Genomic DNA, 11,889 nt, shown 5'->3' on the forward strand with positions numbered 1-11,889 from the left:
CACACCACAGGGAAAAGTTCAGGGGCGCAGTGTAACATAAAGGCTCCGGTGCGTTGACACCGGAGCCCTGAGATTAACGCGGCAGGGCAGTGCCCCATTCACGCCACTCTTTCGGCTCGCTTTCGAGCAGCAGGAAGTGTTTGCCCGGTTGCGCTTTCGGCGCCAGCGGCGTCCCCGGTGGTGTAGCGAAAGCAATACCGCCACGAATGAACTGGTTGAAGGTGCCGGTTTTCACCACCCCGCCCGTCAGACCGAAGTCCAGTGAATAGCCGGAGGCCAGCCAGAACACCGAGTTATTACGCACCAGGTGCTGGTAACGATCGCTGATGCGTAATGCCACCATCACGCGGTCAGAGAGCGTACCGAGCGTCAGGCCCGTCACTGTACCCACCTCAATCCCACGGAACAGCACCGGTGTGCCGATGTTCAGCGAGCCTGCTTCCGGCACTTCCACCACAATGCTCAGGCCATCCAGATAGCGAGAGTCAGTGATCGTGGCTTCCTGCAGTTCAAAGTCACGGCGAGCATTCCCTTTACCGGGTTCGACGTTGATATAAGGCTGCAGGATAGTGTCGAGGTGCTCAACGCCAGCGGCCGAAATCTGTGGCGTCACCACCGAGAAGCGGGAGCCTGAGCGGGCGAAGGTTTGAACATATTCCGGGTAGAGCACGGCGGTGGCCTGCACCTCGTTACGCGCGGTGATAAGCGTCAGCTTCTGGATCTGCCCGATATCAATACCCAGATAACGGATAGGCATCCCTTCCGCCAGCTTCCCTGCATCAAAAGCATGCAGGGTAATCTGTCCGCCAACGGCACGGGCAGCGGTTTCTGACGGGAAGAGAATACGCTTATCGCCTTTACGCAGGTTTGCACCCGCACCGCTGAGGTTATCGAAGCTGATCGCTCCGCGCAGCGCACGTGAAAGCGGGGAGGCCTGCACGGTCAGCCCGTTACCGTTAAGCTGCACTTTCGCACCACCTTCGGCCCAGAACACGCTATTCGGGGTCAGCAACTTGCGATACTCCGGTTTGATATGCAGTTCGATATCAAACGCGTCCGCATGAGGGCGTACGGCAATCACTTCCCCAACCTCAAACTTCCGGTACAGCACGACGGAGCCAGCCTGGACATCAGGAAGCGTCTCGGCGCTTAACGTCAGTGTCGTGGTTGGGAGATCGCTCATGCTGTTTTCAATCGCTTTGTCCAGGTTGGCATACAGCGGATAACTGTCGCGCACCGGGCCTTTATTACCCGGTAAAATGCGGATCCCACCGTTAACCCATTCGCTGGCGCTGGCACCGAGGAACTCAACGCCGTCGAGGCCAACCTTGACGTCGACGCGGCTGTTCACCACAAATTTACTGTCGCCATGCACGAGGTCGCTGTATTGCGGATCGATAGCCACCGAGAAGCTCACGCCGTTTTCAGAGAGCGTACGCTCCAGCACCTGGCCCACCTGGACGCCATGCAGAATCAGCGGCTGGCCGGCTTCGATACCGTAACTTTCAGGCGCGGTCAGTTTTACCGTTACGACGCCCGGTTTTTGAAGTAGCGCTTTATCTGCCGGCGCAACAACGAAACTGTTGCTGGGTTGACCTTCACCGGGGATCAGTTCAAACGTATTGCCGGTCAGAAGATTGCTCAGGCTGGTATCGTTCAGAGACAGTTTTGGGCTGCGCATCTCGATGCGCGTTTTTTCGCGCAGGAGATCAACCACACTCGGGTCGACGGTCATCTCACCGGTCACGGAACCGCCTGGATTGAGCGTCATTTTGGTGAGCTGCCCAACCTGCAATCCCTGATACATAAGCGGTGTGGAACCCGCTTTCAGCCCTTTAGCATCGGGCAGGGCGAGTTTGACGATCACGCCGCGCTGGCTGTGCGCCAGGTCAGCATACAATCCGAAGGTGTCATCTGCCGTGGCCGGGCTGGAGTTTTCCGGAGAGTCGAAGGCAACGGCACCGTTGACCAGTGCGGCCAGGCTCTCGAGCTTCACTTTGGCACCGCTCAGGCTGAGGTCAGCATCCACGCCGGAGACGTTCCAGAAACGACTGCCTTTTTTTACCAGGTTAGTGAAGCGGCGATCGATTAACACATCAATCGTCACGCCCTGTTTATTCGGGTTGATGGCGTAATCATAAACGCGACCTACCGGAATTTTACGGTAATAAACCAGTGAGCCACTGTTGAGGGAACCCAAATCCGGTGCCTGCAGATGGATCATCAGATCGCCGTTATTCAGTCGGTATTTTGGTTGGGTATCCAGCGCAACAAAGTGATCCTGCGGTTCACCTTTACCCGGCATCATGCCGATGTAGTTACCGCCAACCAGTGCATCCAGCCCTGAAACACCCGCCAGAGAGGCCTTAGGCGTTACCAGCCAGAACTGCGTTTCGCTGCGCAGCGCATCCTGCATATCGGACTTAATGCTGGCGCGGACCTGAATTTTATTCAGCCCTTTTCCCAGGCTGATGTCCTGAACGGTACCCACTTCAACCCCCTGGAAGCGGACAGGGGTTCGCCCGGCCACAATGCCGTCGGCAGACTGGAAGTCAATGGTGATGGTGCTTCCGCGATCTTCATAGCTCGTCCAGATAAGCCAGCCTGCAATCATCAGGGCGATGACAGGCAGCAACCAGAATGGAGAAATGCGGCGTTTTGTTTTAATTCTCGCTTCAGTCGGCGAAGCGGGCGTTTCCTGACTCATGTGCATCCCAAAGTAAGCGGCTATCCAGCCATTCCACAGCAAGAATAGTCAATATCACCGCGGAGCCGAAATAAAAAGCTGCGGGTCCCATTGTAAAAGCTAATAACTGGTCGCGATTGATCAGCGACATCATCAACGAAATCACGAACAGATCCAACATCGACCAGCGGCCAATCCAGGTGACGAATCGCAAAAGCAGAATTCGGGTACGTAAACCTTGCTCACATTTGAAGTGAATACTCAGGAGCAGGGTAAACATCACCACCACTTTGGTAAACGGCACCAGAATACTGGCGATAAACACAATTGCTGCCACCCCCACGTTGCTGTGGGCGAGGGAGATGATCCCGGAGAGGATGGTATCCTCCTGGCGCCCACCATTCACGTAAATGATGGAAATCGGCAGCATATTGGCCGGGATCAAAAAGACCAGCGAGGCAATCAGCGCGGCCCAGCATTTTTGCAGACTGTTGTTGCGCCGCAGTCTCAGGGGAATATGACACCGCGGGCAACGGCCACGTGGGTCGGGCAAGCCAGTATAGTGACACCCCAGACAGACCCGGAGACTTTCATCCGGTCGCGTGGCCGGACGCTGAGGGTAAAAGCGCTCCCAGAGCTGTTCGACGTTCAGATGAATGAGTGTGAGGATGCTGAGCAAGACCAGGCAAATAAATGCAAAGAGTCCGACCCCGGGCTGCAAGAATGCATAGTCCTGCACTTTTATGGACGCCACGCCGACGCCCACCAGGTAGATATCCAGCATGACCCACTCTTTCAGTTTGTCCAGCATCAGCAACACGGGGCGGAGATTCATCCCCAGAATGTTACCAAACCAAAGATAGGCAATGGCGGCGACCAGCACCAGCGGCGCGCCGACCGTACAGAACAGCACCATGGCGGCAGTGAGCGGGTCGCCCTGGCGCGTCATCTGCCAGATCCCCTGCAGTACGTTGGCATCAATACGCACACCAAGCAGGTACAGCTTCAGCAGCGGTTCGCCCCAGGCAAACGGCATAAGAAGCAGCATGGTGATGGCCATCGCGGCGAGACGGGTAAGCGACCAGTCGCGGCCGTCGCGAATTTTAGCGTCGCAGCGGGGGCAAAAAGCACTTTCATGCGATTTCATCTTCGGCAACATAAAAAGCGTATCGCACTGCGGGCAACGCTGATAATGTGCACGAGGCAAAGCTTCGCTTACCGTATGGACAGTTATCTTTTTTGTCGGCGTAATTTTGGTTGTTTTTAAGGCCATCAGCTGCGCACAAATAAGTATTGTTGAACGTTATATTAACTCATGAACGGATTCATCTTGAGCATGAGCGCATTTAATGCTTATTTTAATAGGCTATGCGGTAATTTTGTAAGACAACTAAGTGATTGAATAATGAACAAAACAGAATTCTACGCGGATCTTAACCGCGATTTTAAGGCATTGATGGCGGGTGAGACCAGCTTCTTAGCCACTCTGGCAAATACTAGCGCATTGCTGTTTGAACGGCTATCAGACGTTAACTGGGCCGGTTTTTACCTTCTGGAAGGTGAAACGCTGGTGCTTGGCCCGTTCCAGGGGAAAATTGCCTGCGTGCGTATTCCCGTAGGACGCGGCGTTTGTGGTACAGCGGTCGCGACTAATCAGGTACAGCGCGTCGAAGACGTCCATGCGTTTGACGGACACATTGCCTGTGACGCAGCCAGCAATTCTGAAATCGTTCTGCCTCTGGTGGTAAAAAATCAGATTATTGGCGTTCTGGATATCGACAGCACGGTCTTCAGTCGCTTCACAACCGAGGACGAACAAGGGCTGCGCGAGCTGGTGGCGAACCTCGAAAACGTTCTCGCCGCAACCGATTATCAAAAATTCTTTGCGAGCGTAGCAGGATAATCAACGGATAACGTAGCATTTACTGATAGCGTCATTATAATGACGCCTGTTCATGCCTGCGCTTGTTGGCAACGTCCGTTGTAATCAGGAAATTTCATGGAAAATCAACCTAAGTTGAATAGCAGTAAAGAAGTTATCGCATTTCTGGCCGAGCGTTTCCCACAGTGCTTCAGTGCTGAAGGTGAAGCTCGTCCCCTGAAAGTCGGTATTTTTCAGGATCTGGTGGCACGCGTTGAGGGGGAAATGAACCTCAGCAAAACTCAGCTTCGTTCCGCCTTACGTCTTTATACTTCGAGCTGGCGTTACCTGTACGGTATCAAAGCGGGCGCGACGCGTGTTGATCTTGACGGCAACCCTTGTGGTGAGCTGGACGAGCAGCACGTTGAGCACGCACGTAAACAGCTGGAAGAAGCCAAAGCACGCGTTCAGGCACAACGTGCAGAACAGCAAGCGAAAAAACGCGAAGCCGCAGCGGCAAACGGCCAGGAAGAAGCACCTCGTCGTGAGCGTAAACCACGCCCAGCGCCGCGTCGTAACGATAATAACGATCGCAAACCGCGTGCTGACAAACCAGCAGCTAAAGCCCCGCGCGCCCCTCGTGAAGAGCCGCGCCATACGCCGGTTTCTGACATTAACGCCCTGAGCGTGGGTCAGGCACTGAAGGTGAAAGCGGGTAACAACGCAATGGACGCCACCGTACTGGAAATCACCAAAGATGGCGTTCGTGTACAGCTGACTTCTGGTATGTCAATGATTGTACGCGCAGAACACTTGTTGTTCTGAAACGGAGGCCAAGCCTGGCATGAACACTTTTTTTAAGCTCACCGCGTTGGCGGGCCTGTTTGCTATAACGGGCCATGCTTTCGCAGTGGACGATATCACGCGTGTTGATCAAATTCCGGTCCTCAAGGAAGAGACGCAGCACGCGACGGTGAGCGAGCGTGTGACCTCACGCTTCACTCGTTCGCACTATCGTCAGTTCGATCTCGATCAGGCCTTTTCGGCCAAAATCTTTGACCGCTATCTGAACTTGCTGGATTACAGCCATAACGTACTGCTCGCCAGCGATGTCGAGCAGTTCGCTAAGCGTAAATCCGGGGTGGGTGACGAGTTGCGTTCAGGCAAGCTGGATCTGTTCTACGATCTCTATAACCTGTCGCAAAAGCGCCGCTTTGAACGCTATCAGTATGCGCTGAAAGTGCTGGAACGTCCGATGGACTTCACCGGCAACGACACCTTTAATCTGGACCGCAGCAAAGCGCCCTGGCCGAAAGACGAAGCCGAGCTGAATGCGCTGTGGGATGGAAAAGTAAAATACGACGAGCTGAGCCTGAAGCTGACCGGCAAAGATGAAAAAGAGATCCGTGACACGCTGACGCGTCGTTACAAATTCGCTATTCGTCGTCTGGCTCAGACCAACAGTGAAGATGTTTTCTCACTGGCGATGACCGCTTTCGCTCACGAAATCGATCCACATACCAATTATCTCTCGCCTCGCAATACCGAACAGTTTAATACCGAAATGAGCCTGTCTCTGGAAGGTATCGGTGCGGTGCTGCAGATGGACGATGATTACACCGTGATCAACTCAATGGTCGCCGGTGGCCCGGCGTCGAAAAGCAAAGCGATAAGCGTAGGCGATCGCATTGTTGGTGTGGGTCAAACCGGACAGAACATGGTCGATGTGATCGGCTGGCGTCTGGATGATGTGGTTGCGCTGATCAAAGGCCCGAAAGGCAGCAAAGTTCGCCTTGAAATTCTGCCAGCCGGTAAAGGCACCAAAACCCGTATCGTTACCCTGACGCGTGAGCGTATCCGCCTGGAAGACCGCGCGGTGAAAATGTCGGTGAAGACCGTGGGTAAAGAGAAGGTGGGTGTTCTGGATATCCCGGGCTTCTACGTTGGGCTGACTGATGATGTAAAAGTCCAGCTGCAGAAGCTTGAAAAGCAGAACGTGAGCAGCGTCATCATCGACTTGCGCAGCAACGGTGGTGGGGCGCTGACCGAAGCGGTTTCACTGTCCGGGCTGTTTATCCCGTCTGGTCCGGTGGTTCAGGTGCGCGATAACAACGGTAAAGTACGTGAAGATGCCGACAATGATGGTGTGGTCTACTACAAAGGCCCGCTGGTGGTCTTGGTCGATCGCTTCAGTGCTTCCGCGTCTGAAATCTTTGCCGCCGCTATGCAGGACTATGGCCGTGCGCTGATTGTCGGTGAGCCGACATTTGGTAAAGGTACCGTACAGCAGTATCGTTCTCTGAATCGTATCTACGATCAGATGCTGCGTCCGGAATGGCCTGCACTGGGTTCGGTTCAGTACACCATTCAGAAATTCTATCGTGTGAACGGCGGCAGTACGCAGCGTAAAGGCGTGACGCCGGATATCATGATGCCGACAGGCACGGAAGAGACTGAAACCGGCGAGAAGTTTGAAGATAACGCATTGCCGTGGGATAGCATTAACGCCGCGACCTACGTGAAAGCGGGTGATATGACGCAGTTTGGTCCTGAACTGCTGAAAGCGCACAACGATCGCATCGCCAAAGATCCGGAATTCCAGTACATCATGAAGGACATTGCTCGTTTCAATGCCCTGAAAGATAAACGGAATATTGTTTCTCTCAACTACGCTCAGCGTGAGAAAGAGAACAACGAAGATGATGCAACGCGTCTGGCGCGTATCAACGATCGCTTCAAGCGTGAAGGTAAGCCTCTGCTTAAGAAACTGGACGATCTGCCAAAAGATTACCAGGAGCCGGATCCTTACCTCGACGAGACGGTGCATATCGCTCTTGACCTGGCGAATCAGGAAAAGGCGAAGCCCGCCGTGCAACCCGCACCGGCAAAATAATCCCCCAACAGGCACAAGAAATTGTGCCTGTTTCTTTTTGTTCCGCATTCTCCCGTCAGGCAAATTTCCAATTGTGTAAAGTTGTGTCTTTCTGGTGACTTACGCCCGATGGATGCTTGAAAATAGCCGTAATACCCATACGATGTGGGTAATCGCATAGTGCGCTTTGTTAAACTGAGGTTAAAAGAAAATTATGATGCGAATCGCGCTCTTCCTGCTCACCAACCTTGCGGTGATGGTGGTTTTCGGGCTCGTGCTAAGCCTGACAGGAATTCAGTCGAGCAGCGTTCAGGGTCTGTTGATTATGGCGCTGCTGTTTGGTTTTGGTGGCTCATTCGTTTCACTCCTGATGTCGAAATGGATGGCACTGAAATCGGTAGGTGGTGAAGTCATTGAGCAACCGCGTAACGATATGGAACAGTGGCTGATGAATACCGTGGCTCAGCAATCGCAGCAGGCGGGTATCGCCATGCCGCAGGTGGCCATTTACCACGCGCCAGATATTAACGCCTTTGCCACAGGTGCCCGTCGTGATGCGTCGCTGGTTGCCGTCAGCACCGGGTTGTTGCAGAACATGAGCCGTGACGAAGCCGAAGCGGTTATCGCTCACGAAATCAGCCATATTGCGAACGGCGACATGGTCACCATGACCCTGATCCAGGGCGTAGTGAACACCTTTGTTATCTTCATCTCCCGTATTCTGGCGCAGATCGCGGCAGGCTTTATGGGCGGGAACCGCGATGAAGGGGAAGAGAGTAACGGCAACCCGCTGATCTACTTCGCGGTTGCGACGGTACTGGAGCTGGTATTCGGTATTCTGGCCAGCATCATCACCATGTGGTTCTCCCGTCATCGTGAGTTCCACGCGGATGCCGGCTCGGCGAAACTGGTTGGCCGTGAGAAGATGATTGCCGCGCTGCAGCGTCTGAAAACCAGCTATGAACCGCAGGAAGCGACCAGCATTATGGCATTCTGCATTAACGGTAAATCAAAATCGCTGAGCGAGCTGTTTATGAGTCACCCGCCGCTGGATAAACGTATCGAAGCGCTGCGCAGTGGTGAATACCTGAAGTAACGCTAAGAAGAGCAATGAGCCGGGCTGGAGATATCCGCCCGGCTTTTTTTATGCCTGTACTCTGGGCTGGGTAATGCGCAGCCCGCTGATGATGGCGGCCAGGGTGGCAAGGGCGCCTGCGGTGAAAAGTGCAACGTGGTTGCCATTTTGCCCGGCAAGATTAAACATCAGCGCGACCAGGGCCGCGCCGGTGCTTTGTCCCAGCAGACGTGCGGTGCCCAACATACCGCTGGCACCACCGCTGCGATGGCGCGGCGCTGAGGTGATGATGGTGTGGTTGTTAGGCGACTGGAACAGACCGAACCCTGCACCGCACAGGATCATGCGCCAGATGATATCCAGATCGGTGGGTGATGAGGGGAGTAGTGCGAGTGCGAACAGCCCCGTGGCCATGACGGCAAGCCCCAGCGCGCCAAGCAATCCGGCGTGGACGCGCTCAATCAAATACCCTGCCAGCGGCGCCATTACCATCGTCGCCAGTGGCCACGGCGTTAACAGCAGTCCGGTCTCGACTTCAGTACGTCCCACCACACTTTGCAGGAAGAAGGGCAGAGAGACCAGGGCCAGCATCTGAGCGCAGAATGAGCAAACAGAAGTACAAATCGAGAGAGAAAAAAGAGGAATACGCAGCAGGTCGACAGGCAGTAAAGGGACAGGGAGCGCGAGCTGACGGCGTACAAAGAAGAAGCCAATCACCAGCAGCGCAATGAGCTCCGCGGCGGTAAGTATAAGGGACTGACCTTGTGCAAAGCCGCTCAGGGCAGTAATCAGCAGGCCAAAGGTCAGGGCATTCATCACTGCGCTGATAAGGTCAAAGCGTGGCATCGTGCTTTTGGGACCGTTCGCGGGAAGATAGCGCAGAGCAAAGAAGAGGGCCACAATACCCAGCGGTACGTTAATGGCGAATAACCACTGCCAGGACGCGACAGAGAGTATGGCCGCCGCAAGGGTTGGCCCGGCCGCAGACGAGACGGCGACAATAAACGAGTTTATCCCCATACCGCGTCCCAGATGACGCTGCGGATAGATTAAGCGGATCAACGCCGTGTTGACGCTCATCAGTGCCGCACCCCCAAAACCCTGCGCTATGCGCGCAAGCGTCAGAGTATGCAGCGAATCAGAAAGGGCACAGAAAAGGGAAGTAAAGGTGAATACCAGCAGGCCGCATTGATACACCCGTCGGTAACCGAACATATCGCCCAGGAAAGAGAACGAGAGCAGTGAAACCACGATCGCTATCTGGTAGGCATTGACTATCCATATAGAACTGGCAGGGGAGGCATGCAGGTCGCTGGCAATGGTTGGCAGGGCAACGTTAGCGATTGCACCGTCAAGGACGGCCATTGAAATACCGATAACAATCGTGGCGATAGCGCCATACCGCTGGGGCAAAGGCAGGCCATCGGACAAGTTTTTTTCCATTAGGGATGAAAAGCTCAGTGTGAAATTATTCTCAGGGTAACTATTTTAGCATCGTTATTTCAGTTTTATGTCGCAGATTTGTAACGAAGTAAACGAGGATCGATTGCAGGTAACATGACGGGAATTTATAATAAAAACCGGTTCTGATTTTTATAAAACACTCTCTATGAGGTGGTAAATGGCAATTGCAGATTTGGATAAACAGCCAGATTCTGTTTCTTCCGTGCTGAAGGTGTTTGGCATCTTACAGGCGCTCGGAGAAGAGCGTGAAATTGGTATTACAGAGTTGTCGCAGCGTGTGATGATGTCGAAAAGCACCGTTTATCGCTTTTTGCAAACCATGAAGTCACTGGGTTACGTCGCACAGGAAGGCGAGTCTGAAAAGTATTCTCTGACGCTGAAACTGTTCGAGCTCGGGGCCCGTGCGCTGCAAAACGTGGATTTGATCCGCAGCGCAGATATCCAGATGCGTGAGATCTCTCGCCTGACCAAAGAGACTATCCACCTGGGGGCACTGGATGAAGACAGCATTGTCTACATCCATAAAATCGACTCCATGTACAACCTGCGCATGTATTCACGCATCGGTCGTCGTAATCCGCTTTACAGTACCGCGATTGGCAAAGTGCTGCTGGCGTGGCGCGATCGCGAAGAAGTGAAGCAGATCCTCGAAGGCGTGGAATATAAGCGCAGTACTGAACGCACTATTACCAGCACTGACGAGTTATTGGCCGTGCTCGATAAAGTACGTGAGCAGGGGTATGGCGAAGATAACGAAGAGCAGGAAGAAGGGCTGCGCTGTATCGGTGTGCCGGTATTTGACCGCTTTGGCGTTGTCATTGCCGGGCTGAGTATCTCTTTCCCGACCCTGCGCTTTTCTGAAGAACGTCTGCATGAGTATGTGGCGATTCTCCATACAGCCGCACGCAAGATTTCTGAACAAATGGGCTATAACGACTACCCGTTCTGATCCTTACGGGCACAAAAAACGCCGCACACAGTGCGGCGTTTTTTGTCAGTATCAATCGGGGTGATTAGCCGTTATCAATGACGACGGATGTTTTACGCAGAACCGGGCAGTTGGTTAAACCAATGATCCCGCTGTCTGAATGAATATATTGTGCCGTGCTCATGCCCTGCGCGGTCATGTATTTGCATTGAATACCTAATCCAGCGGCGTTTTCGGTGCTTCCCACAAGCACGCCATAGCCGGTTAACAGAAGGCCAACCCATACTACGGCCAGTGCAATAATTGTACGAATGATTAAATGCATCATTGCCTCTTTATCTTTGTTGTCATGCAGTAAGCCTAAACGGTTTACTCTATGAAACAAGTGCATGATTCTGAAAACGACCAGATGGCGGTACAGTTAGTCCTTGTTTAAGATAGCCGTGATAACCTGGTTATATCGGGCCTTTAGACGGAGTGTGGAGTGAAAAAAATACGCTGGGTGATTCTGATTATTGTGCTGGTAGCCTGTGTGGTGTTGTGGACGCAGACTATCAATGTGATGTGCGATCAGGATGTACAGTTTTTTAGCGGCGTTTGCGCAATCAATAAGTTTATTCCGTGGTAACACGCATTTTTTCTCAAGGTGATTTCCTTCCTTCGCACCAGTGGTAAGATAGACGTTTTTATTGAGGTGGTGAAATGGATGAGTTACTGAATTCAGGGCTGCTAAATATGGCATCCCTGATGATCTCGTTGGTTGTTCTGCTGGTGGGGCTTGTCATTTGGTTTTTCGTAAACCGTGCCAGTTCCCGTACAAACGAGCAGATCGAACTGCTGGAAGCGCTGCTTGACCAACAAAAACGTCAGAATGCGCTGTTACGTCGTCTGTGTGAGGCAAACGAACCAGAAGAGAAAGCGTCGGTGAAAGACGCGGTTGCTGAAGACAACACTGACCAGGATGACTTTATCCGTCTGGTGGCTGAGCGTTAATTTGTCTTAT

Annotated in this window: 11 protein-coding genes; 7 read left to right on the forward strand and 4 right to left on the reverse strand. The window is 53.3% G+C overall.

The features are described 5' to 3' along the window. Nucleotides 1-73: 73 nt before the first annotated feature. On the reverse strand, nt 74-2,707 hold the full coding sequence (locus HV157_RS24895; RefSeq protein WP_020883414.1) for a PqiB family protein: 2,634 nt from the start codon (nt 2,705-2,707) through the stop codon (nt 74-76). Next, entirely contained in the window at nt 2,676-3,959 is a 1,284-nt protein-coding gene (yebS, locus tag HV157_RS24900; RefSeq protein WP_020883415.1) for a membrane integrity lipid transport subunit YebS, read from the reverse strand. Before yebS ends, HV157_RS24895 begins: the two co-directional genes overlap by 32 nt. 132 nt (nt 3,960-4,091) lie before the next feature. Between yebS and HV157_RS24905 the strand changes: the two genes are divergently transcribed. The 4 genes from HV157_RS24905 to htpX all read left to right on the forward strand — a co-directional run bounded on the left by HV157_RS24905 (nt 4,092) and on the right by htpX (nt 8,515). Then, nucleotides 4,092-4,589 carry a GAF domain-containing protein gene (locus tag HV157_RS24905; RefSeq protein ID WP_014170613.1) on the forward strand — a complete coding sequence of 166 codons (498 nt, stop codon included), beginning with the start codon at nt 4,092-4,094 and terminating at the stop codon, nt 4,587-4,589. Nucleotides 4,590-4,685: 96 nt separating this feature from the next. After that, nucleotides 4,686-5,372, forward strand: a complete 687-nt coding sequence (proQ, locus tag HV157_RS24910; RefSeq protein ID WP_014170612.1) for an RNA chaperone ProQ — start codon at nt 4,686-4,688, stop codon at nt 5,370-5,372. A 19-nt stretch (nt 5,373-5,391) separates the two neighbouring features. Next, nucleotides 5,392-7,440, forward strand: coding sequence for a carboxy terminal-processing peptidase (gene prc, locus HV157_RS24915; RefSeq protein WP_020883416.1), 2,049 nt, complete (start codon nt 5,392-5,394; stop codon nt 7,438-7,440). Nucleotides 7,441-7,633: 193 nt separating this feature from the next. Further along, the gene (gene htpX, locus HV157_RS24920; RefSeq protein ID WP_014170610.1) at nt 7,634-8,515 is read left to right on the forward strand and encodes a protease HtpX; all 882 of its coding nucleotides are present in this window, start codon (nt 7,634-7,636) and stop codon (nt 8,513-8,515) included. Between the two features lie 48 nt (nt 8,516-8,563). Here the strand turns inward: htpX and HV157_RS24925 are convergent, their stop codons facing one another. Beyond that, entirely contained in the window at nt 8,564-9,937 is a 1,374-nt protein-coding gene (locus HV157_RS24925; RefSeq protein ID WP_063858486.1) for an MFS transporter, read from the reverse strand. Nucleotides 9,938-10,115: 178 nt separating this feature from the next. Here HV157_RS24925 and kdgR point away from each other — a divergent pair, with 178 nt between their 5' ends. Then, nucleotides 10,116-10,907, forward strand: coding sequence for a DNA-binding transcriptional regulator KdgR (gene kdgR, locus HV157_RS24930; RefSeq protein ID WP_014170608.1), 792 nt, complete (start codon nt 10,116-10,118; stop codon nt 10,905-10,907). A gap of 64 nt (nt 10,908-10,971) precedes the next feature. On the opposite strand, the gene HV157_RS24935 is transcribed toward kdgR, so the two are convergent. Continuing rightward, the gene (locus tag HV157_RS24935) at nt 10,972-11,211 is read right to left on the reverse strand and encodes a YobH family protein (RefSeq protein ID WP_020883418.1); all 240 of its coding nucleotides are present in this window, start codon (nt 11,209-11,211) and stop codon (nt 10,972-10,974) included. A gap of 159 nt (nt 11,212-11,370) precedes the next feature. Here HV157_RS24935 and mgrB point away from each other — a divergent pair, with 159 nt between their 5' ends. Together mgrB and HV157_RS24945 are read left to right on the forward strand one after the other, a co-directional pair. Next, nucleotides 11,371-11,514 (forward strand): PhoP/PhoQ regulator MgrB, encoded by a 144-nt coding sequence (mgrB, locus tag HV157_RS24940; RefSeq protein WP_014170606.1) that lies wholly within the window; start codon nt 11,371-11,373, stop codon nt 11,512-11,514. 74 nt (nt 11,515-11,588) lie between these two features. After that, nucleotides 11,589-11,879, forward strand: coding sequence for a YebO family protein (locus HV157_RS24945; RefSeq protein WP_182269099.1), 291 nt, complete (start codon nt 11,589-11,591; stop codon nt 11,877-11,879). The last annotated feature ends 10 nt before the right edge of the window (nt 11,880-11,889 follow it).

It is taken from the genome of Enterobacter sp. RHBSTW-00318, assembly GCF_014101375.1.
In the GTDB taxonomy this organism is placed as follows: Bacteria; Pseudomonadota; Gammaproteobacteria; order Enterobacterales; family Enterobacteriaceae; genus Enterobacter; species Enterobacter ludwigii.